Origin of the sequence: Paenibacillus sp. PAMC 26794 (assembly GCF_000316035.1) — a bacterium.
Taxonomy (GTDB): domain Bacteria; phylum Bacillota; class Bacilli; order Paenibacillales; family Paenibacillaceae; genus Paenibacillus.
The window spans coordinates 579,098-603,860 of sequence record NZ_ANHX01000011.1 but is presented as its reverse complement, the minus strand read 5'-3'; the positions used below and the strand labels follow the sequence as shown (position 1 = coordinate 603,860).

Annotated in this window: 15 protein-coding genes; 9 read left to right on the top strand and 6 right to left on the bottom strand. The window is 45.0% G+C overall.

The window, feature by feature from the left end; translation table 11 throughout:
• The first annotated feature begins 190 nt into the window (after window positions 1-190).
• The 9 genes from D829_RS0107910 (at window position 191) to D829_RS0107870 (ending at window position 17,194) form a co-directional block, all read left to right on the top strand.
• On the top strand, window positions 191-1,138 hold the full coding sequence (locus tag D829_RS0107910) for an ABC transporter permease subunit (protein WP_017688330.1): 948 nt from the start codon (window positions 191-193) through the stop codon (window positions 1,136-1,138).
• 13 nt (window positions 1,139-1,151) lie between these two features.
• On the top strand, window positions 1,152-2,021 hold the full coding sequence (locus D829_RS0107905) for a carbohydrate ABC transporter permease (RefSeq protein ID WP_017688329.1): 870 nt from the start codon (window positions 1,152-1,154) through the stop codon (window positions 2,019-2,021).
• A 65-nt stretch (window positions 2,022-2,086) separates the two neighbouring features.
• The gene (locus D829_RS0107900; protein ID WP_017688328.1) at window positions 2,087-3,673 is read left to right on the top strand and encodes an extracellular solute-binding protein; all 1,587 of its coding nucleotides are present in this window, start codon (window positions 2,087-2,089) and stop codon (window positions 3,671-3,673) included.
• A 92-nt stretch (window positions 3,674-3,765) separates the two neighbouring features.
• Window positions 3,766-5,505, top strand: coding sequence for a histidine kinase (locus D829_RS0107895; protein WP_017688327.1), 1,740 nt, complete (start codon window positions 3,766-3,768; stop codon window positions 5,503-5,505).
• A complete protein-coding gene (locus D829_RS0107890; protein ID WP_017688326.1) occupies window positions 5,505-7,115 on the top strand; it encodes a response regulator in 1,611 nt (536 codons plus the stop codon). The genes D829_RS0107895 and D829_RS0107890 overlap by 1 nt, the downstream gene beginning before the upstream one ends.
• A 112-nt stretch (window positions 7,116-7,227) precedes the next feature.
• Window positions 7,228-9,444, top strand: a complete 2,217-nt coding sequence (locus tag D829_RS0107885; RefSeq protein ID WP_152416981.1) for an FAD-dependent oxidoreductase — start codon at window positions 7,228-7,230, stop codon at window positions 9,442-9,444.
• 17 nt (window positions 9,445-9,461) lie between these two features.
• Complete coding sequence (locus D829_RS0107880; RefSeq protein ID WP_017688324.1) at window positions 9,462-10,670, top strand: SGNH/GDSL hydrolase family protein; 1,209 nt, start codon at window positions 9,462-9,464, stop codon at window positions 10,668-10,670.
• Window positions 10,671-10,901: 231 nt separating this feature from the next.
• Window positions 10,902-15,968 (top strand): hypothetical protein, encoded by a 5,067-nt coding sequence (locus D829_RS0107875; protein WP_017688323.1) that lies wholly within the window; start codon window positions 10,902-10,904, stop codon window positions 15,966-15,968.
• Between the two features lie 338 nt (window positions 15,969-16,306).
• Window positions 16,307-17,194, top strand: coding sequence for a cation diffusion facilitator family transporter (locus D829_RS0107870; protein WP_017688322.1), 888 nt, complete (start codon window positions 16,307-16,309; stop codon window positions 17,192-17,194).
• A gap of 126 nt (window positions 17,195-17,320) precedes the next feature.
• On the opposite strand, the gene D829_RS0107865 is transcribed toward D829_RS0107870, so the two are convergent.
• The 6 genes from D829_RS0107865 to D829_RS0107840 form a co-directional block, all read right to left on the bottom strand.
• Window positions 17,321-17,791 (bottom strand): ferritin-like domain-containing protein, encoded by a 471-nt coding sequence (locus D829_RS0107865; protein ID WP_017688321.1) that lies wholly within the window; start codon window positions 17,789-17,791, stop codon window positions 17,321-17,323.
• 96 nt (window positions 17,792-17,887) lie between these two features.
• Window positions 17,888-18,328: a hypothetical protein gene (locus D829_RS0107860; protein WP_017688320.1), complete on the bottom strand. Its 441-nt coding sequence runs from the start codon at window positions 18,326-18,328 to the stop codon at window positions 17,888-17,890.
• A 382-nt stretch (window positions 18,329-18,710) separates the two neighbouring features.
• On the bottom strand, window positions 18,711-20,144 hold the full coding sequence (locus tag D829_RS0107855) for an alpha-L-fucosidase (protein ID WP_017688319.1): 1,434 nt from the start codon (window positions 20,142-20,144) through the stop codon (window positions 18,711-18,713).
• Window positions 20,145-20,158: 14 nt separating this feature from the next.
• Complete coding sequence (locus D829_RS30655; protein ID WP_017688318.1) at window positions 20,159-22,183, bottom strand: beta-galactosidase; 2,025 nt, start codon at window positions 22,181-22,183, stop codon at window positions 20,159-20,161.
• Between the two features lie 108 nt (window positions 22,184-22,291).
• The gene (locus D829_RS0107845) at window positions 22,292-23,119 is read right to left on the bottom strand and encodes an AraC family transcriptional regulator (protein ID WP_017688317.1); all 828 of its coding nucleotides are present in this window, start codon (window positions 23,117-23,119) and stop codon (window positions 22,292-22,294) included.
• A gap of 164 nt (window positions 23,120-23,283) precedes the next feature.
• On the bottom strand, window positions 23,284-24,684 hold the full coding sequence (locus D829_RS0107840; protein WP_051153882.1) for an alkaline phosphatase: 1,401 nt from the start codon (window positions 24,682-24,684) through the stop codon (window positions 23,284-23,286).
• Between the last annotated feature and the right edge of the window lie 79 nt (window positions 24,685-24,763).

Genomic DNA, 24,763 nt, shown 5'->3' with positions numbered 1-24,763 from the left:
TGAAAGTCGCTATTATAGCGGCTTTTTTTTATTTTAGTAGAACAAGTTCTTGTCGCACTTGCCGGGATTAGCTGTTGAAACGAACCCAAGCACATTTCCTTAAAATCTTATAAGAAATTCTTGATATTTCAGAAATTTATCCGATAGGCGGGTGCTATTATACAAATACAAACAAAGACGAGGTGATGAAATGCAAGCAAAATTGGCAGCGGACGCCATTCCCATCTCCAAAAAGCGAAAGACATGGATAAGGACGATACAAAAGTACAAAGTGATGTATGCTCTCTTATTACCAGCCTTAATTTACTTTGCGGTATTCAAATACATTCCTATGGCGGGAATCATGATTGCTTTTAAAAACTACAACCTGGCTCTGGGACTATGGGATAGCCCATGGGTGGGATTCAAGAATTTTACGGATTTTATGAACGGCGTTTATTTCTGGGACATCATGAAAAATACGATCGTCATATCGCTGTATAAGCTATTGTTCGGTTTCTCCGCACCCATCGTACTTGCTTTACTCCTCAATGAAGTGTATAGCCAATGGTTTAAGAAAATCGTACAGACAATCACCTATTTACCTCATTTTCTGTCATGGGTCATTGTTTATGGAATTATGGTAGCATTACTAGCCCCAGGCGATGGTCTCTTTAACATGATTTTGAAGGATTTAGGTGTTGAACCCATCTCGTTTCTAACGGAACCTGCCTGGGGCAGAATGCTGATCATCTTATCTGAAGTATGGAAGGATATTGGATGGGGGGCGATTTTATACCTTGCCGCCTTGGCAGGAATCGATCCAAGCTTATATGAAGCGGCTCGAATGGATGGCGCTTCTAAATGGAGACAGCTCTGGCATATCACGTTACCTGGCATTCGAGGAGTCATTATTCTGATGCTGATTCTTAAATTAAGCCATATCCTGGATGCGGGCTTTGACCAAATATTCATGTTTGCCAACACCTTTAACCAGGAGAAGATCGATATTATCGACACATGGGTATACCGGGAAGGGTTGGAGCGTCTTAAGATTGGCTTGGCTACGGCTGTAGGATTGTTTAAAGCTGTCATCGGATTTGCTTTAGTATTGGCAGCGAATAAGCTCGCTAAAAAATTCGATGGGCAAATTTGGTGAGGTGGTCTTTAGAATGATCCATTTGACAATCGGGGAAAAAGTCTGGCAAACCGTCGTTTATGTGATTCTTATTTTGTTATCCCTACTGTGCGTGCTGCCCTTCCTATATGTGGTTGCTGTCTCCGTAACGCCAGAATCGGAAGTATTAAGAAGAGGAATTGTGATTATACCAGAATCCTTTACCTTTCTGGCCTATAAAGAAGTATTCATTTCTCATGGGATCTGGCAGGCGTATAAAATTACGTTGTTCCGAACGATTGTAGGGACTGCGTTAAATGTGTTTTTTACGGTGATCGCGGCCTACCCGTTATCCAAAAAATATTTGCCCGGAAGAAGTCCGTTTTTACTCTTCATTGTGTTTACCATGATGTTCAGTGGGGGGTTAATTCCGACATATTTACTAATCCGCTCTCTGGGATTGTTAAACAGTCCTTGGGTATTGATCATTCCAAATCTCATTAGTGCATTTAATCTGGTGATCATCAAAGGTTTTTTTGAGCAATTACCTGGTGAAATCGAGGAATCAGCGAGGGTAGACGGTGCCAGTGAGCTTCAGACGTTATGGAGGATCATTTTACCCTTGTCCTTACCCGTCCTTTCCACCATTTCCTTATTTTACGCAGTCGGGCATTGGAACAGTTATTTTGATGCCATTGTATATATCAATGATTCCAACTACATGCCACTTCAAGTGATTTTGCGCAACATCCTGCTTAACGTCGCAACTCAAAGCGCTGATTCGCTTGCCAATTCCGGGGCTGTCAGTACGTTCGCTGTGCAGATGGCTACAGTTGTTGTAACTACAGTCCCGATATTGATCGTTTATCCATTTTTGCAAAAGCATTTTACCAAAGGTGTACTCCTGGGATCCGTTAAAGGTTAAAAAGTGTTCCAACCTAACTTATTACGGGGAAACCGTGATAATATACAAGCAGAGGAGAGGTCAATATGCAGCGTAAAAAGATTTCATTTGCTATTCTGTCGGCAATCTTAGCACTTGGAACGCTTTTGTCAGGATGTGGGGGAAATGAAGAAGTTACATTGACAACTTCGGGTAATTCGCTAGGCCAGTCTGGCCAGTTTGCAACCAAAATGAAAATCTCAATGTTTAACCAAGGCACTTTTAATGCTGCTGCTCCGGTACCTCCACGTGAAGAAGATATTCAACGTCAAATGTTGGAAGAAGAGATGAACATCGACTTGGATATGATGATTCCTCAAGCGGGTCAAGCAACAACCAAACTGAATACACTCATTGCAGGCGGGGATATTCCAGACCTGATCTTCTTGAAGAGCCGTGCTGATCTTGCGCAATATTACGACCAAGGTGTTCTTGCGGATTTGACACCGTATATGGACCAATTCCCTGAACTACAGAAACGGTTTGGCAACGACTCCTGGGAGGCGATGTCCTATCAAGGAAAAACGATTGGAGTTCCAGGTTATGATAATGTAAACGGTATCAGTCGAAGCTTCTTCATCCGCAACGATTGGCTGAAAAAGTTGAATATGGAAGTGCCCACCACACCTGATGAGTTGTTCGAAGTTATGAAAGCCTTTACAGAGAAAGATCCGGACGGTAATGGTAAAAACGATACGTACGGATTCATCGGCGGTATGAATAAAGAAGGCAATCTGCAAACCTACGGCTTTGATAGCTTGATGTGGATGTTTGGCGTCAATCCTCCTTCGGCCGTTGAGATAAAAGATAATAAACCGGTATTTCTGTTTATCGATCCCAAAATGAAAGAGGCGCTTGCTTACATTAATAAAATGATGGCAGCCAAGGTGGTTGACCCAGACTGGGTGACGATGAATTCGCCTGATCTGTTGGACCAAAAGATGTTTAAGGGTAGAGTTGGCTTCATGATCAGAGATGCTCGTAGACTGGAGCCGGATTATCAACAGAAAATGAAAGAAATTAGTGGCGAGGTGCCTGAATGGATCGTTATTCCTCCGATGAAAGGTCCTTACGGGGATCAAATTGTAGAGAGAAAATCGTTCCAAGGCAATTCATGGGCCATATCCGCAAAAGCGGACGAGGACAAAATCATTCGGATCTTGTCCATGCTAAATTATCTCTTTACGGATGAAGAAGCCTATCCGAACTTTGCATACGGAATCAAAGGCATCCATTGGGATGTCGTAGACGGCAAGATCAAAAATAAAACCTCCGAGTTATCAAAGGAAATGAAAGAGAAGTACTTGTGGGTTGATCATTATAGAATGCCACGCCGTGGTGATGATGCAGAGTACTTCAGCTTCCAGAATCCGAAGACGGCGGAAGCTTTCAAGGACAATCAGCAATATGTGGGGCCAACGTTGCCCGGAAATTTATTGACCCCAGACCCTAGCGATACCTTGGATGCTGACCGCACACGTTTCATTAATGAAAGCTTGGTTAAATTTATGACGGGCAAAGAGCCTCTTTCCAACTGGGACAATTTCCTCCAGACGCTGGATACCAAGTTTGACATGCAGAAATATAAGGAAACCGCAATCCAGCAATTTAAAGAAGCCGGCCTTATCAAGTAAAATAAACGAAGAGAGAGTGGCTATTCGTAGCCCCTCTCTTTATTAGCATATGCTATTCTTAGTTTAAAACGGAACTAAAAGGAAGATGATCGATGCGAAGAAGAATCAGCTTGCCTTTAAAATTATTTTTTATCGTATTTGCATTTGTATTAGGCTGCATCATCTTGATAAGCCAATTGTCTTATCGCTATGTCCAAAAGGAAATAAGAACCAATGACATTTTTTACACCAATCAAATACTAGACAAGGTAGACCAGTATTTCACCGTTAATTTTTCCTCCTTCCAGACGATTCTCTTCTCAGTCGAAACATCAGTGAAAGCCAACATTAACAATACCGAAGTGATTAAAAAACAATTAAGAGAGCTGTATGAACTCAACAGTATTTATGTCAGTAATATTTATTTGATCAAAAGCGATTTATCCATTCTGGGTGGAAGTACACCTACTCGTATATTCGATGAACCTTTATCTGAAAGAGCACCTTTATTTGATGCGGCTGACAAGAATAGAAGGACTACCTTTGTTAGTGAACCTTACAAATCGAAGTATTCCGGCTGGACCGTTACGATGGTTCGATATCTGAACGGTGCTCCGTTTCCTATGGCCATTGCGGTTGATTTGGATCTAAATGCCATTGAAGAAACCTTGTTCAAGATCAATAAACAGGAACAAATGAATCTGGCTCTGATCACTACGTCAGGTAAGATCATTGCCGGATTTTCTGAAAATAAAGGACCTCTGAATATACAAGATCATTCTTTTTCGATCGGAGAGACGTCAGCGGAAGAAATTTTGGATACGACAGAAACAAACCTTCAACTGTTTACCAACGATGGTATTCCGGTCTCCCTTTTGAAAAAAACAACGGAGAAATTCAACTGGACCATCATCTCGATCAACGATGAATCACGCTTAAAAGCAGCGTTGTCCAGATTGGAAACCTATTACCTCGAGCTTCTCGCTGCAGGTCTTATTTTAAGTTTGTTCATTTCTTTTTTGGTTGCCAAATATATAAGAAAACCACTCTATACGCTCAAAACAAAAATGAAGCAGGTGGAACAAGGCATCCTCACAACGACAATAACGATTAATCGAAACGATGAGTTTGGCGATCTTTCACGAGCATTCGATCGTATGCTGCAGCAAATTGTTGAACTGATTCGCCGAGCCGAGCTTCATAATGAACTAGAGCGCAAGTTGGAAATCCAGGTGTTACAGTCTCAAATCAACCCACATTTTCTGTATAACACACTTGGTTCAATCAGCAATGTGATACGTCTCGGACAAATAGAGAAAGTAGATGTGGTGATCGGATCGCTCATTTCATTATTGGAGTACGGGATAGACGATGCATCTGAGAAGGTTTCCCTACGCCAGGAATTACGCAATGTAGCGGACTATATCGAGATCCAGAACATTCGGTATAACCGAAACTTCCACTTGATTGAAAATATCGAAGCAGGACTGATGGATTTTCCAGTTTTCCGAATGCTGTTACAGCCCCTTGTGGAGAATAGTATCTTCCATGGTTATAACGGAGGGGGAATTGAGGGCCCTATTACGATTCATGCGTACAGGGAGGAAGGCATCGTCATCATCGAAGTTGTTGATCAAGGTGAGGGAATTCCAGCTGATAAAATAAAGCATATTTTAATCTCAGAACCGAGTGAAGAGGAAGTAAAAAGAAAACGAATCGGGCTGAACAATATTCATGGTCGAATAAGACTCCACTACGGAGATCAATTTGGACTGGATATCATAAGCATACCTAAGGAAATAACCCGTATACGCGCTTTATTCCCGGCAGAATTGCCAAAAGGAGATGCATAATGGGGAGAGACTATACCTGCTTCATTGTTGACGATGAAGACCTGATCATTCAACGATTGGAATTGTTTTTTAATGAACTCTCTCATAGGGATAGACGATTTGTTCTAGTGGGCAAAGCGAATAATGGGCTGAATGGGATCGAGGAGATCATAAAACTTAAACCGGATATCGTCATATCCGATATTGTAATGCCGCGAATGGACGGAATCTCCATGATTGAGCAGCTCAAGGCGGAGCTCCCCCATACCCAATACATACTTCTCACCGCCTATTCCTCCTTCGAATACGCTCAGCGAGCGATTCAAGCCAACGTATTGGAGTACATTGTAAAGGTTCCGCTAAGGGAAGCCGATTTGAATCGAGCGTTGGATAAAGCAGCCGGAATTTTAAATGAGTTTGAGAAAAAAGAGGCGGAATTTCACTCGTTAAACGTATCCGTACTTGAAAATAAATATAGAGTGCGCAAGCAATTTTTCAACGAACTGATCCGAGGTGAAATTCCTTCTCATCGGGCATCGGATTTTGCCAATCGCATGCAGTTTCATTTCTTTCAAGCCAACTATTGCTGTTTCATCGTTGAGATGAATACGTATGAAAGTTTCCGAAACGAATACGCGGCCGCAGATCAAAACATCTTGAAGTATGCGATTACAAATATCATCGAAGAAACGGTGATGAATGGTAGTAGTGGGGTAGCTGCGGATCTGTCGGATAATCGTTTTATTGGCTTTTTATCCTGGGAAAATAATCGCAGTGATATGGAAACGGAATATGCTTGCCTATCCTTGGGAGGGCAGATCATCTCTCATTTGCATCAATATTTGAATAAAAGGGTATCTGTCGCTTTTGGAAGTCCGCACCGAGGCTGGGAATCGATCAAACAGGCGTACACGGAAGCTAAAAATGTGAGTGAGGATTTCTATTATCATACCGAGAAAGTCGTAAAAACACCGATGCATCGGTTCCAATACCATAATGACAAAAAAGCAGACTTTCAGCAGAAGCTGGCTGATTTTCTTATACGGATGAAACGAAAGATTTCCAAGGAAGAGCTGGACAATGCACTTGCCGAACTGTCGCAATTTGTTACGGACCATAAAATCCACAAGTCCATCATGGCGCCAATGATTAGAGACTTGTACAGAGACATTACCGTAAAGTTTAAATCGGGGAATAAGATGGCCACGGAAGTTCCAGACTTCCCCATGGAATTTATGGCATTTCAAGAGCAGCTTGCTTATATTGGCGACTTCACATTCGAATACGTGCATGCGGGCCAACTATTACATCGTGCAGAGATCATGAGTGCTATGCATTTTATAGAGACAAACCTGAAACAACGCTTAACATTGGAGGCAATTGCGGAGGAAGTGAATTTAGCGCCATCGTATTTTAGCAGCTTATTCAAAAAAACAATGAACGAAGGCGTGATTAGCTACATTAACCGTAAAAAAATCCATCTCGCCCTCGAGTTGTTAAACGTTCGAGATTATTCTTTATTGGAATTGTGCGAGGAAGTAGGCATCGTCAATGAAGGGTACTTTTGCAAACTTTTTAAAGAATATACGGGGGATACACCTAAGCAATATCGGATAAAAATGACACGGTAGGAATTCAAATAAGGATACAAAAAAATGTATGATTTTTTCGCGAAATCCTGTAAAAAAAAAGAGGTCAAAACCATTACCATGATAGGAGCATCTAATCATGGAGGTTATCCAAATGGAGCTTATGAAAGCTGATGTAACCGTCATAGGTGGAGGAATTGCCGGGATATGTGCTGCCATTGCTGCCGCACGCCAAGGGTTGCTGGTTTCACTTATCAATGATCGGCCAGTTCTGGGTGGAAATGCGAGCAGCGAGGTCAGAGTTCACATTAACGGGTCGGCATATCTCGGAAACAGTCCATCCTATTATGCTCGCGAAGGCGGGTTGGTGGAAGAACTCAAACTGAAGATCTTTCATTATAATCCGTTATACAACAAAAAGCTTATGCTTTCACTTTCGGATACGGTCTTGCTTGACATGGTTTATGATGAACCCAACATTTCTCTATTTCTGAATACATGTGTGCATGAAACGGGCATGGAGAACGGCAGAATTCAATGGGTGGAGGGCCTTCAATTGGCTTCCGAAAGAAAATTTCGTTTTGAAAGCCCAACCTATATCGATTGCTCCGGTGATGGAATTGTTGGATACCAAGCAGGTGCTCACTTCCGATGGGGAAGAGAGGCGAAGTATGAATACCAGGAGGAGCTCGCTCCAGAAGTGGCAGATCATTACACGATGGGTGATACGATTCTGTTTCAAGCCCGTGACGTAAACTATTCCGTTCCTTACAAAAGGCCAGGCTTTGCGTATGATATTACGAAGCTGGAGTTTTTTGATAGTATCAGAAAAGGATTAAACCATCGATCTTTTCCAAGGAAAATCAACGGGCTTGGCGGATTGTGGTGGCTGGAATACGGCGGACATATGGATATTATCAAGAATAATGAAGACATCGCGTTGGAACTGCGGAAATTGGTGTATGGGATCTGGGATTATATCAAAAATAGCGGTGAGTTTGATGATGTAGACAATCTTATCCTGGATTATGTATGCCCGATTCCGGGAAAGCGGGAGTCGAGGCGGTTTATAGGGGAACACATGCTGTCTCAGAACGATCTTACAGAAAAGACTCATTTCGAAGATGCGGTATCCGTCGGAGGTTGGTATATGGATTTGCATGCAAATAAAGGCATCTACGATGACGGGCCGGCTACCGCGTGGAACTTTGTGCCGGGATTGTACAATATCCCGTTTCGTAGCTTATTTTCACGTAATATCCCAAATCTCATGTTTGCTGGCCGCAATATAAGCGCTACACATGTGGCTTTTGGATCTACAAGGGTGATGGCAACCTGTGGTTGTATGGGGCAGGCGGTAGGAACGGCTGCTGCGTTATGCGTAAAATATGATACAGACCCTGCGGACATCGTCAAAGCCCATATGGGTGAGCTTCAGGCGCAGCTGCTTCGAGACGGGCAAACAATTGTAGGCCTTCAAGAGCCGTTAGATCCTTATTTCGCAGACGGATTAACGATTCGTGCCTCGTCTCAGCGAAGCTATGAACATCTTCATCCAACCGAAGAGATCTCCTTGGAGAACGCGTTATGTTTGGTTTTGCCGATCCAAACATCTCTGGTTGAAAGTGTGCAGATCAAAATTAAAAATAGATCCGAGCATTCGGAAACGTTGCAAGTGAAGCTGTTTGGTGGGGATCGGAAGGAAAACTATATTCCCACCTGTGAGCTGAAAAGCTACAACTTGGTGATTTCAGCGGGTCACGATGACTGGATTACACTGGAACTCAGCTGCAAGAAGCCAGAAGACGACAAAATCTACATCGTATTGGAAGGTACGGCGAGCCTTGCCGTGTATGGCAATGAAGAGAAAATGACTGGAGCGGTGAGCTTCCTTTATAGACCGGAAGAGCCATCCAGGCTGAAGAAGCTTAATAAGAGCATTTGCTTCAAAGATCTGATACCATCTCAGGATATGTATAATCCCGCGAATGTCGTCAACGGCTTCTCCAGACCTTATGGTCTGCCGAACGTCTGGATTTCGGAACGTACGGAAGGACAGGAATGGTTGGAATTTGGTTTTGCAAGCCCCAAGAATCTGGATGAAATCCATCTTGTTTTCAATTCGCAGCTGAATTTGGAGCATTTCGACGATCCAATCGAGTCGTTGATTCAAGATTATGATGTGACTTTAACTTTGGAAGACGGGACCGAGAGTGAAATTAAAGTCCGTGGGAATTATCTTTCATTGAATAAACATCAGGTGCATGCACAAGGTGTAACCCACATCCGGTTTGATTTCTCTGCAACGTATGGTTCGCCATATTATGAAGTGTTTGCTGTAAAACTTTTTGCTCCTAAAAACGCTAAGTGAGGGCGGGTGAAGTCGTGATGAAGGAATTTTTCCCACGAAGAGGGCTACCTAATGTCATTCAGAAGTTGGAAAATGGAGAAACCGTGACCATCGTTTATTTCGGCGGGAGTAATACACGTTCTGAAGGATACAGAGTCATGACGGCGGATTGGCTGCGGGGGCAATATCCCCATGCGGATATCCGCTCTGTGAATGCAGGCATTGATGGGACAGGATCGGACCTTGGCTGCGCCCGTTTGGAGACAGATGTACTGCGTCATCAGCCTGATCTCGTGTTTGTTGAATTTGTTGGCAACGATGGCGGAGTTCCCGAGTCCAAAGCGCGGATCGAAGGCATTGTCCGACAGATTCGTAAGCGCAGCCGGTTTATCGATATCTTGTTTGTGTATACGGTGAAGGAGCGGGATTTGATCTCATTTCAATCCGGCGAATACCAGAAGGGCGCTCTTATGCAAGAGGAAGTCGCCGACTATTACGGCATTCCTTCCATTCATCTGGGCGTAGCGGTCAGTCAATTGGTTTCGGATGGAAAGCTTATTTTTACTTCAAGAGCAGACGTGTCCATCCACGGAGCCGTTATTTTCACGCATGATTCGATCCATCCAACGATTCCCGAAGGACATCAGATTTACACAGATACAATCACCAGGTCATTTGAGAAAATGAGCGAACTTCGAGATCACCCGGGAAAAGTGGAACATCATTTGCCACAAGACACTTTGGTACCGGCCAATCCTTGGGAGTATGCAACCATGCAGCCACTGGATTATCTTACTCATTTTTCCGCAGGGTGGTCTTACATGACCTCTGATGATTTTCCTTTAGTGCGTGAGTATGATTGGTTGTTCCCCGGTTTATGGCGAGCAGTTGATGCCGGAGAGGCGATCACAGTGGAGTTTGAGGGAACCCACATCGGCTTATTTGATATCGGGGGTCCGGATTCTGGCCGATTGAAGGTGTCGGTGGGTGGAGGGGAACCCTTCCTTATTGATCGATTCACACCCTATAACGATCATAATCGAAATCAATATGTTTTCTTGCCGGAGCTAGCGAATGGGAAACATACAGTTCGCTTCGAGATCGATCACGAGAAAACTGACAAAGCGGCCGTGTTTGAGGCAAGTGGCAATAAACGAAGTATGGAACATATTCGGCAACATCCAGCTTGGTATGATCAAACGGTCATTCAGCTTGGAAAGTTGTTATTGGTGCAGCCGCCATTATAATTGATTAGTCCTCATAGGACACTTGGAAAACCTATATTCTATCTGACTGCAACTGAGCAATCAATTAGGATGTAGGTTTCTTTTTTTACTTAAAATCGTATAAGAAATTCTTAAAATGAAAGAAATTTCACCGTGATGTAACATGCTAAGATAAAAACGACAGAGCGGGATTAGGCAGAATGCAACTCATTTTTGGAAGCGTTATCATTTTAAGGAGAGGCTGTGAATTGTATGGTCAAAAGGAAGCTGTTTTTCTTCATCGTTTTCATGTTGACGGTCGTAGTTCCTTCCAGCCTGATCGGAATAAGGACCGCTTATGCGGAGACCTTACCTTATCAGACGATTATCATCGATGACGGGAGTATCAAGATCAATGATGTTGTGACACCTGATGCGGGTAACGAGAACAATGGATATGCGGCTCCGAATTGGACTACAAGCACAGGGGTGAAGGGGTATGATCTTTCCAGCACCAAATATACGAGTACAGCAGGCAGAACGATAACATGGAATCCACGCTTGGAAGCAGGAACGGCGAAAATATCGTTCTATAAGCTGGATTGGGCGGATAAAGCAGATAGGAATGTGAAAATCGAAATTGTTCATAATGGAACAACGGATGTAGTGTTTATGGATCTAAGACCCTCATCTGGCGCTCCAACAGGGTGGGTTGATTTGGGAGAGTACTATTTTTCTGGAGTTGGCGAAGAATTTGTTCAATTGACCCGGTCTACCGGGACCACAAACACGATCCTTACACGCGCGGATGCGGTCAAGTTCGAAGGGAATATAACGCAGAAAGAGCCACATAAGACAATCATCATTGATGATGGGAGCCTCACAATTGATCATGTCGTTACGGTTGATTCCGGCAACGCTAATAACGGATTCTCCGCTCCATATTGGAGCACAAGCGCGGGAGTGAAGGGATACAATAATTCCAGTTCCAAATTTACAGACGCTGTAGGTAGAAGCATCACCTGGAATCCACGCTTGGAAGCAGGGACGGCGAGAATATCGTTCTATAAGCTGGATTGGGCGGATAAAGCAGATAGTAATGTGAAAATTGAGATTGTTCATAACGGGATTACGGATGTTAAGTTTATGGATCTTAGACCTTCGTCAGGTCCATCGGTTGGATGGGTGGATCTGGGGGAGTATGAGTTTAGTGGTGATGATAGCGAATTTGTCAGGCTGACTCGAACGCAGCCTTCTACGGGTACAATTATTTCGCGGGCTGATGCAGTCAAGTTCGAGGGGAATATCCGTCAACAGGCACCACCTTTGCCCCCGCTAAGAAGCCGTACCTTAGCGAATCTCAGTTACACAGAGAAAGGCAGCATCGAAAATGCGAACTATAAGGCAACCTTCTATGAGGCAGCATGGGATGAAGGTAAATCCATCGTTCGTGACATGTTCTACAAAAACATGGAGACAGGGAACTGGGTTCCAATCAATAATGAATCGGAAAGACTTGAGGAACAATGGGTTTTATTAGATGGGAATGCGGGCAGCCGAACCAATTACTACGATACGATGAACAAACGCTGGATTACATTCGACGAGGTCCATTTTCCCGACAGCCAGACGGCGATATTGACCGATTCTACGCATAGCAGTGATTACGATTTTGAAGTGAACTGGTCCATGGCAGGGGATAAACCAGATGTTTCTTTTGCCTTTACACCTCGCCGCGACGGCAATTATGTGATTGGATATCAGTCCTTCACAACAGAGGCAGTCTCGGGCATCAATGAAGTGTTAAATGGATTCAGGTCACATGCCAAAATGGTAGGTACGGTGGAATCAACAAGTTTAAGAGAGCTGAGCGCTCCGATGAGCCTGGTTGAGAAAAATGATGGTTCAGGAAATCCATTGACGTATGGCGTATTTGTACCTTCGGCAGAGCTTCCGGTTGAATTTGAACCGACGGGAGGTGTTACAAAACAACGGCTTGGCATGAGCCTGGTCAACAACGAAGGCAACGTGCAGCCCATCCTGTATGCGCCTCAATTAGGGACTTATTCGCAAATGACCGCAGAAAGTACCTATCAATTTCATTTGGGGCTAATCGCTCAAAAAAGCAATCTATATGAGTCCTACGTGGATATTCTTCGCAATGAGTACGATTATTCGGCATACCGGGAAAATGTGTCAGATCAGTCGCTTACTGACGCGATGTTTAATATGATCGATTTGCTTAAGATTGAGCCGCAAGGAGACGACTCTGTTAATTATGTCCCATCACCTAGCGGGTGGTGGAGCCGTGCCAAGGGTTTTATCGATATCGAAAACGAGGATAGCGTCCGAACAAGCTCAAATGCAGTTCTTTTGGGAGCTTATTATTTAACTGGGGACGACCAGCTTTACGATACGAGAGCACTGCCGTCCGTCCAGTATGGCGTATCGCGAAATGGTATCGGTTGGTCGCCAACGCAGAAGAAAGTATATGGTGTGCCTTCGTTATGGAAAATGGCTACTCTGCCTTTTGATGTTTCAAGCGTAGCGGCAGTTAATCAGATGATGGGCACTTCGGCAGGCATTGGTGCACTCGCTCAGGAAGAATACCTTGTACGTGACCCGGATCAGAAAGACCGTGGGCCTGTCATTCAGCCCCTGATGATGTATCGGATGACGGGAGATGCACAGTATTTGCAAGCTGCGAAGGATGCAGCCGACAGTTATATCACGCAACATATCGATACGCCTGCATCCGTCGATGTGAGTAAAAATGAGTTCATTTATTATTACAGCAAGCTGTGGATGGAGATCTTGGAGCTTTATGAGGAAACTCAGGATCCCAAATACTTGGATGCCGCCTATAAGGAAGCCAAACGCTATGCAACAATGTTCGTTGCTCGTCCAGTTCCTGAAGGTAACGTTACGATTCCTCAGCCGGAGACATATAATTACGCCGAGTCGTTCCATTGGCCGGAAAGTGGTAAATTTCAATATCCAAGACTCAAGCTTCCCGAAGATATTGCCGGAGGTGTTCAAGCGGAGCGTTGGCTTATTTCACCGAGCGGATTGACGTTTGAAGCAGGAAGTACAACCGGCTATTATCGGATGAATGCTCAGGAAGCTCCGTTCATGCTGAGATTGTCGCTCTATACAGGGGATGAACTGCTGCAGGATATTGCTCATAATGCGGTTATTGGACGATATTCCAGTTATCCAGGTTATTATTATAAAGGGTTCGCCGTTAGCCAACTTGAACCGGACTTTCCTCTGGAAGGCCCAAGCGGGGCTACATCCATCTATTATCACCATATCCCGGGGCAACTCGGGCAAACGATGGATTATTTGATTAGCGAACAATCATTAAAATCAAACGGGAGCATTACGTTTCCTTCCGTATTTGAAACGAATTTTTTATGGTTCAAATATCACCTCTATGGGAATAAACCAGGTCAATTTTATGGTAATTCGGACGTTTGGCTCTGGATGCCTAAGGGGATTATTAAGACCAACCATCCTCAATTGAATTGGATAACGGGTGAGAGCGGGGATAAATTTTACATCGGATTAAGCAATGCATCGTCTGAAGAAGTTCAGACTCCAATTGAATTAAACGAACAGATCATTGGATTCAATCCGGCGCAGGATTATACCGTAACGATCATCCGCGACAATGGCACACCAGAGCAAACGGTAATGAGTGGTGGAATCATTCAAGCCACGGTTTCAGGCAAGGGCATCACCGCGATCATTGTAGAGGGACTCGATATTGATGTACCGCTGCATCAGGTCAGAACGGCAGATACATCGGATGCAAGTTATTTCTTTGATACCCACAGTCCAATTGATGCGGTTAAAGGCATGCTGATCGTTAAGCCTGACGAAACGGTTTATGATGCTTATGTACAGGCCAAAACAACGAAACCAGCGACAATCCACTATTCCTTGGATGGCGGGGCAACGTACACGACCATCCCAGATACGATCTATCCGATGGAATGGTCGATACGAGTGAATGATTTATCCCAAACTTTCACGTATTACGTGGAATCGGAGGGGAAACAGACCCGCAAGCGGACACTTTATCTGCCTGATCAGGTAACGGAAACTCCAGTCCAACCCGATGGGCAGGATAGCTCAACCATCATTGTGGATAATACGGAGGCGGAGACAGAGGGTGTCTGGATAAGGGATACGACGGCTGACAACTACTACTATGATAACTATGTGTATGCCAAATCTACGGCTGGCACAGCGACAAGCAAAATGAGATGGCGGCCTGAGCTGCCGGAAAGTGTCACTTACAGTGTGTATTACAAGATTCCGCAAATCACCGCTACGAGTGAGAATTGGGCAACGAATGCCTCATTTACCGTTTATTATAGCGGGGGCTCTGAGACGGTTACCGTTGATGAGACAACGGCGAATGGTACTTGGGTGCACCTAGGGGATTATCCTTTTGCTGCAGGCGATAGCGGGTACGCGGAACTAACCAATAAGGCCAACAAGTCCAGGGTCGTTGCCGATGCGATCATGTGGGTGGATGCAAACCAGATACCGCAATTGGAGTCTGCGGTGATCCTATCCGATCGCAGCGAGGTGCAGATGACTCAAACCGCACAACTGAGCGTAATCGGCTATTTGGATAACGGTTTGGTCGGTGATCTAACACAGGCCAATGTGCAGTATTTCGTTGATCGTACAGATCTGGCCGAAGTGGATAACAATGGGTTGTTGACCCTTCTTAATCTCGATGGGGACACGGATCACATTGAGGTATGGGCTACTGTCACGATTGATGGAGTGACCTTAACCACACCGCCTTTGAATATCACGATCAGGGACCTAACGGTTATCGTGGACAGTACAGATACAACTGGTTTATACACGACAGAAGGGTCTTGGAGCCAAAGCAATTTAGCCGGATATAAAATTGGGGTTAAGTCCCGTTACTCTACAGTTCAAGGATCATCCGCAACGTGGAAAGGTCAGTTTCCAGAGGGGAAATATACGGTCTCGATCTACAAGCTCGTCCATACGACAGCCAACGATAATAATGTCAAAGTGGAAGTGAAGCATAAGACGGGTACCGAGGTCACCTATATCGATGCAACGGCCGGCTCATCGGGTTGGGTTAATCTGGGAACGTTCGACTTTACGGGTGACGGTAGCGAGTATGTCCGGTTAACCAGAGTTACGCCTACAACGGTAGACCCGCCAACACTTCCTGCGGATATGATCTATACGAGGGTTGACGCAGTTATGTTCGAACGGCATTCCGATGATTCGGAGCTGCTTGCAAATGAAGCGTCAGGTGGTGAACCGACACTTTCTGAATAATGGCAGTGAATTATGAATGGAAGTGGAACGAAGGTAAGTGATGTTATACAAATTAGTGTAAAATAACGCTAAGAGCCGAGTGGATCAAAACGATCCATTTGGCTCTTTTTGTCTAGGCGCAAGAAAGTGTGGTTACAAGGAAAGAAGGCAGTCGGCCACCTCCCTCTTGCCATTAAACACTTAAGTTTGCCAAATCCAACTTTTTTGGATTCTCGTAAAAAAATTGCCGCTTACAGATTATGTTTCGTCACGCTCAAAACGTTTCTCTAGACCCACACAAATCTTCAATGATACCATCATACACGTGCTAGAATTGAAGATTGCAGGAGGATATCATTGTGGATCAACTTAAATACGATAATCTAAAGCTGGGGGAGCGCGGAGCCATCATCAGCATTATCGCCTACATATGTTTGACCGTATTAAAACTGGTCATTGGCAATATGGCCGGATCAGAAGCGCTCAAGGCGGATGGATTAAACAATGCCACCGATATTGTGGCCTCAATAGCTGTACTTATTGGCTTGAAGCTTGCCCAACGCCCCGCCGACAAAGATCACAGATATGGTCACTGGAGAGCAGAGACTGTTGCGTCACTTGTTGCTTCTTTCATTATGATGGCAGTAGGTTTGCAAGTACTGTTTGAAGCCATTGGTTCTGTGTTTCAGGGTACACATGAATCTCCGGATATCATCGCCGCTTACACAGGCATTTTCTGTGCGGTTGTCATGTATCTGGTCTATCGCTATAACAAGAGACTTGCTACCCGCATTAAAAGTCAGGCGGTCATGGCTGCAGCTCGAGATAATATCTCCGATGCCTGGGTAAGTACCGGTACGGTCATCGGGATCGTGGGTTCCCAGTTCGGCCTTCCATGGCTGGACCCTGTAACGGCTGTCATTGTAGGTTTCCTGATCTGCAAAACCGCTTGGGACATTTTCAAGGAAGCCACACATCATCTGACGGACGGTTTTGATGTTGAACTGATTCAGGAGTACAAAAAGACGATTGCCGGAATTGACAGCGTAGAGACGGTTAAAGACGTGAGAGCGCGGAACTATGGCAATAACGTTGTAGTAGACGTTGTCATAACAGTCCATGCTGGCCTGGACCTTCAACAAGCACACGATATCTGTACAGACGTGGAGAACGAGTTAATGGAGGAGCATGACGTATACACCGTTCACGTTCATGTGGAACCTGATACGTTGGAAGATTGCATTTAAACTCAGGATTATAAAAGAAGGACTAGGCAAAGCAAAAAAACCAGTGAGCTTTAATTATTCACTGGTTTTTTACTGATTTCAATTTTCACTTTTAAAAGAATACTCGGTTATTGATCCCATACATGACTATCTCGGCAAATTGTAGGTAATCAGATTGTTATATTTATCCGCATGTTTCTGTTCGTCCAGGATGATTCCCCACACCGTATCTTTATATATGCCATAAGGGAGACCAAACCATATTTTTCTATACTTTTCCACGGCGGCCAATTCACCCTGAAACGCCTTTTGCAGTCCGGCAAGATAAGAGGTGACCGTCTCAACCGGCTCACTGCTTACGCCCGAAATCTCTTGACCTGTCAGATCCTTGTACATTTGGCGGAACATTTGATTATGTCCGCGTTCATCATTGCGGATGCTCGTGATGATGGCAGCCTGATTGGCATCGGGTGACAACTGAATCAGTGAATCATAGAACATCTCATCATTTCGTTCTCCTTGCACAGCCGTTTTGATTAATTCAAGCGCTTCGGCTGATGATGTTGCCCATACCGGAGTAAAAGTGTACCTGTAACCATACGGATATGTCACATACATTACGAATCCCTCCAAGACCAATATGAGTTAGGATATGCACGTATGCCTATCAGCGTTAACCCATATCATCTGTCCTGCCATATTTACATTGAAACTTCACTTGGCATACCTCAATATTTTACTGTATCCATAAGCAAGAACAAATGGCAGGAGGTATGACAAAAAGGTCCAAATAATGTTCCATCCATTAAAATAAATGACATGTCCCATCATTTTGGCAACCCATTCGATTACTGTCAGCGATAATGATGCAACGAGGATCGCCAACCATGGCTTGGCACCTTTGACTATAATGGCATACATCATCAAGCAGCCGGCGATCGGATAGACTCCAAGATTCATCGGAAGAGCAGCAAAGGATTGGTTATGTGTATTCGGGAGAATATTCCAGAAAAAATTAAAACCTATATTGTTGATACAAGCGGAGACAGCCACGCCAAGTGGATAATACAGAATAAGGATTGTAAAGTTCCGACGCAGAATCCATACACCCAATATAATGGGAATGACCATACCCAACAGAATGTTTCCCAGCATGCAATTCCCCTCCAAAGCTTGTTACTTCTATAGCTCACAATAAGCTGCATCACTCCGTTGTCTTCTCTTCCAGAAGGCGATCCACCTTATCTGTAAGTGCATCCAATTTTTTGTCATAATGCTTGTACGTATAGAATGCAATGACTGCTTTGACTGCAAAAAAGAGCACCGCAGCAATGATAATAAGTAGATAATTGTGGCCAATCTGCCTTAACCAATCGTTAATTGCATTTATCGGATTTCTCTCCCTTCAATGCAAGTGGTTTTGTATAAGGTAACCAACTCCATGGGATATAATGCATATCAGCAAATTCGGAGTAGGCATATGTGAGTCCAAACGTTAAAAAGGTCGTTTATCCAACAAGGATAAGCGACCTTTTTATTATTTATTCACATCTTGAGGACTTAAATATACTTCAACAGCAGATAATGTCGGACACCATCTGGATTCTTCGATGATCAAGCGGAGCTTCCTTGCTCGGACAGGGAGAAAGCGGCAAATCCGTTTGTATCCAACGATTGTACAGTCGTATAGATCACGCCATATCTCGCCATCCAGATATTCGATGTGTAGTTTCTCAATGCGCTGTCCGGACCGGATATGCTCTTGAAGCAGGATCGTATCAAACGTATGCTCCTCCAACAAATCAAGCTCAATGGCGGCGTGTTCGGTTCCTTCGTTGGGGCACCAATATGTCATTTTGTCCCCGTCCAGCACACGAGTGGCATCGTGTTTCTCATCAAGCGACTCTGATGCAGTAGCTTGTCCTCCGAAGGCCAGGTTATGGCGGAACGTAGCGCGAAGCCAATCGCCAAGCTCTTGCATCCGTATGGCATCATTCTCATGAATTCTGCCGCGTTGGTCCGGAGGCAGATTTAACAGGAACGTAGCATTACCGCCAACAGACTTATAATAAATATCCAGTAGCTTCTCAAGACTTCTAACCTGGTCATCCTCAGCAGCGTGGTAGAACCAGCCCGGCCGAATCGAAGTGTTAACTTCGGCAGGGTACCAGGCAACCTGCTTTCCAGCTACAGCATCACGGCTGCCCAGATTCTCGTCGCGAGAGTTGGCAAGCTTGGCAAACTGTCCATCATCCACATGCTGCGAAGCCTCCTGAATCTTCTCGCAATCCCTGAGTTCCTCCGGAACAACACTCCACTCGGAATCGCGTGTATGTCCTGCTTCATTTCCGCACCAGCGTACATCCGGACCACATACGGATATGACGGCACCTGGCTGCAGTTCGCGAATGACTTCATAGTAGCCATCCCAATCGTACACTTGTTTCAAACCGTTTGGTCCTTCACCGCAGGCACCATCAAACCATACACAGAAGATATCGCCATAGAAAGTCAACAGTTCACGCAACTGCAGCTTGAAATATTCGTTGTATTCGGAGGTTCCATATCGATGGTCATGCCGATCCCACGGGGATAGATATACGCCAAATGCCAGACCACCTAGCCTGCAAGCCTCAGCGACTTCCTTTACCATATCGCCGTTGCCTTCGCGCCACGGGCTGCTCTTAACCGTATGTTCCGTATATGCGCTTGGCCAGAGACAGAAACCATCGTGATGTTTACAGGTAAGGATGAGACCCTTTATCCCTGCGGATTTGCACACCTCTACCCATTGCGTGGCATCAAAATCGGTAGGGTTGAAGAGGGCAGGTGATTCGTCACCGAATCCCCATTCCTTATCTGTAAATGTATTTATCCCAAAATGAATAAACGAATAAAATTCGAGCTCCTGCCAGGCCAGTTGACGGTCGGACGGGGTGATATTGGCAAGAGTCTGAATGGAGTGACTCATGAGTAACATCTCCTTTAATTTGAAATGAATTGAATGATTTCAGCATCATAGGGCTCAAGCTTCAACTCAGAGACCATGGTCTGGCCTGACAGCATACCAACTGCCGTTTCCTGAAGGGGCACGGTCTGCGACTTGCCTGTTGTGTTGACATAGATGGTATTTGCATTGTCCAGATGACGAGCCACGACACCGGATGGTGTGGGGGGACCTTCTACTATGCCAAGCGCCGGATACAAACGATGCAGAAGCGCACTCAAAAACGTTGTATTGGCAGGCAAGGCCACATAGATCGCTTGACCCTGTCCGTATTTATTGCAGGTGACCGCCGGGGAAGTCTCACGTGTATTCGAGAAACTGGCGATGACCCTCGCGGTACGCGGCTCAAGGATCTCATAATAATCGATATCCGGCTGAATGTTTTGCGAATCCATGACGATGACCGGCTTCTCACGCTCCAGGCCAAGCTCGGTTTTTTCCAAACCTCCGGCATTCTCCCAAGGGGTATGGCTGCGCGTTCGAACAAATGCACCACAGCGGATGCCAAATACATCACTCAAGCCTCCTGGCAGGGTAGTATCAAACACCCGATTGTTCGCAGTGACTTTGGCAGAATAAGCCGTCATGATAACGGTACCACCTTGTTCAACAAAAGTGCGCAGCGTTGCAGCCGATTCTTCATCCATGATCGCGTGTCCGGGTACGATAATCAGCTTGTAGTTTTGATGAAGGCTGCGTAGATTGACGATGTTGCAATCCAGATTGGATTGTTCCAGAGCGCTATATGCTTGCAAAACCTGCCCGGTATAGTCAGTCTTGTAATAACTCGGGTTGCCAGCCATAACCTTCAGCGTCTCGAAAGAGTAAGCAATCGCAATGTCCGGGTTCGTTTTTCTTGGCATATCCAGATCCTGCAGCCGTTTGAATTCCTCTGCAATACGTGCAAATTCATCATATTTCCAGCCTGGTATGCCATCATGATCCACAAGACCGAACACATATTGCTCTTCACCGCCCAGCATTGTACGCCAGGTCCAGGCACAGACGGCCTGCGCTCTGTGAATCAGAGACAGGTACGCGTACATTCGCATCGCTCCCGGTGGAGAAGCATAGCCGCCAAAGTCCCCAGTCTGGAACTCCAGACACCAGATGGGCTGATCCAGCTCACCGATGCGATGATCCATGAAGAAACAGGCAGCAGTTAACGCTTGTTTATCTTCGGGATTGGTCCCGGGATAAAAGCCAATGCCTGGTAAGTCGATCATTTCCCGGTACTGCTTCAGATAATCGAAACCGTAGCCCGGATTTTCCGACCAGTGGTTCGTTGTCTCTCTGACTTCTGGAGCTAGCTCCCGCACGATGTCTCTCAATCCTTGCATATAAGCCAACGTCTCATCGGAGTAAAAACGTGCCATGTCCAGAAGGCGTTCTGGTGCACCTTTGACCTGTCCCGAAATCGGGAGGACCACATCACTGAAGCTGTTCAGTTTTCTAGACCAGCGCTGTGCACTCCAAGCTTCATTAAGCTGCTCGACCGTTTCATACTTATTGCGAAGCCAGACCTCGAATCGGTCCCGGGCCACATTGGAATAGGATGGAGCACCGGAACCTAACTCGTTGCATAATCCGAAAGCATAAAGGGCCGGATGATGCCGGTAGCGAATGACAAGTTTTCTGGCGAAATCATAAGCGTATTCTTGGAAGGTTGGATGACCGATATCCTCCATATATCTTGTTTGCGCTTCCATACGGATGCCGCTCGGAGCACTTAAAGAGATTTCGGGATACTTTCTGTGCAGCCAAGTCGGAGCCGGGCGGGTCGCAATATCCAGAATGACCTGAATACCGGCTTCCTCAAACAAGGTCATGACTTCGTCAAACCATGCAAAAGTGTAGTTTCCTTCCGATGGCTCGAAGCTGTCCCAGCATAAATGGCCGAGTCGAACGATTGTAAACGAAGCTTCACGCATCAAGTTGATATCGTGCTGCCAGCGTTCGCGCGGCCAGTCGTGGGGGTGGTAGTTAGCGCCTGCATATAACATCCTGATCACCGCCATATAAAAATATTAAATATATCAATTATTTTAATCGCTGATGATCGGATAATATATATAATAAAAAACGATACTCATATAATAAAATGAAACTGATTAATGAAGTTCACGAAAACGTTGAGGCGTAATATTCTCAAATTTTCGGAAGGTTGAGACAAAATGGCTCACATCCAGAAATCCCACGAGAGAAGCAACGGTTTTGATGGTCATATGTTTGTTGTTCATTAAGTGTTCCTTGGCTTTCTGGATTCGCAGTTGGATCAGATATTGATAAGGGCTCATTCCAGTCGTCATACGAAACAAGTAATTAAGCCGCTGTGAGCTTAAGCCTGCATATTCCGACAGATCAGCCAAGCCGATTGAGGCATCCTGAAAATGCTCCTCCATGAATCGAATATAGGGTGCAAGTCGGGTGGATTGTTGGGAATAAGAGCGTTGTTTGTCCACTTGTCCGTAACGCTTCAGATCCATTAGAAAACGATAAACAAACGTGGAACTATCCATTCCGCTGAATTCGGACTGCTGCCTCGCCAAACGGCTGGTGGTGTTATGAATTCTCGACAGCCTGGAATCGTCTTCCCAACGAATGACCTTCGATGTGGCCAATCCAAGTGAAGAGACGATCATAGAGGCTAAATTACCACTAAATGTTATGTACCAGGTAGACCAGGGATGTGACGACGTGTAATAACGGTGCGGAACATGCGGCGGCAAGAGAATTCCCTGGTTTGGCCCAAGTGTCATCGTGTTTCCCGCACATTCAAATTGCCCTTCACCGCCTGTTGTTTGCAGCCAGTGATAACAATGATAGCCATCAGGTCTATCAAATTCTTCTTGCCATTCGTTATATCCGGTTTGTTCCAAATAGATCGGAAGTGAACGGTCCAGATTAGTGACAAGCATCTGCTTCATGTAATGCTTCATGGTTTATCAACCGCTTTCATTTTTATATCATTTTTCTAATTATAACGGATCATGCTGTTTTGTCTCATTTGATGTAGAGTGACAACCTCAGAAATGAAAAAAACCCCTTCTCTAAGAATGAAAGAAGAGAAGGGATGATCGTAAACTACTGAATTATTGTTGAATTACTGGTGCTTGCTGAGAATATCAAATATGATCTTGGCATTATCTGTGTTGTCGATCAAACCGGCGAAGCGATGACTTGCCGGGCCGTAGGCATAGACCGGAACATCTTCACCTGTATGTCCACCTGTTGTCCAGCCCGTAAATGAACGGTTATCAATAATTGCTTCAATGGCATTATCAATCTTTGTTACATCCGCACTTTGGGCTGCTTCTTTCACCGATTGAATCTCTTCCGGCTTCAACTCCAGTTTCAGATAACTTTTCAGTGTTTCTTCAACCGAAGCACCTTTCGCAATTTGAGCTGCCATGAAGTCTGGAGTCCGCAGTGCAGCTTTGATCGGGTCTACGAAGAAGTTGTATTCTCCGTCTTTTCCAAGCGTAAGTCCGCCCGTGGAGTGGTCGGCAGTAGCTACGACAAGTGTTTCACCGTCTTTTTTGGCAAAATCAATAGCTGCCTGAAATGCTGCTGCGAAATCTTCCATTTCACTCATCGCGCCAACGATATCATTATCATGTCCTGCCCAGTCGATCTGGCTGCCTTCGACCATTAGAAAGAACCCTTTGTCGTTCGAACTGAGACGATCAATCGCTGTATTGGTCATCTCAGCCAATGATGGAGTTGCAGCAGTACGATCAATCAACTTGTCCAGACCTCCGTCCGCAAACAGTCCAAGAACTTGTTGATTCTTATCAGCAAGGAGAGAGGAACGATCCGTCACATAGCTGAATCCGGCCTTCTGGAACTCCTTCGTCAGGTCACGACCCTCGCGTACAAAATTGGATTTCCCTCCACCCAGAAGTACATCCACCTTATGCTTGCCATTAATCAACTCATCATAATAATCGTCCGCAATTGCATCCATATTTTTTCGACTGATATCATGGGCACCGAATGCAGCTGGTGTGGCATGAGTGATCTCCGACGTAGCCACGAGTCCGGTGGACTTGCCGTTTTCTTTGGCTTGCTCAAGTACGGTTTTGACTTCCTTCTGCTCAGGGTCAACCGCAATGGCCGCATTGTAGGTTTTCACGCCCGCCGACATAGCCGTTGCTGCGGAAGCAGAATCCGTTACATTTTGTTTATCATCATCCGGATAGGTCATTTGTGCCCCAACAAGATAAGGGTCAAATACGGTTTTGTCCATGCCCTTCGTTGAAGGATCATCTTTCATATAACGGTAGGCTGAAGTATAAGAGGTCCCCATGCCATCCCCAATGAGGAAGATGATGTTCTTGATTTGTTTTTTCTCCACACTTACAGCTTGAACGGCACTTGCTTGTCCGGCGGACAAGAGAGTAGAAGCCGATACAGCCAGAGTCAGCGCTACCGCTGGTAGTACTCTTTTGGATAATTTCAAAATGATTCCTCCTCGTAATATCTCAAAACAAAATGAATGCATGAATCTATATTCATTTGTTCATTATTAAGAAGATTAGCATTTATTTGTAAATGAGAACCAACAATTTTGTATACCTGAG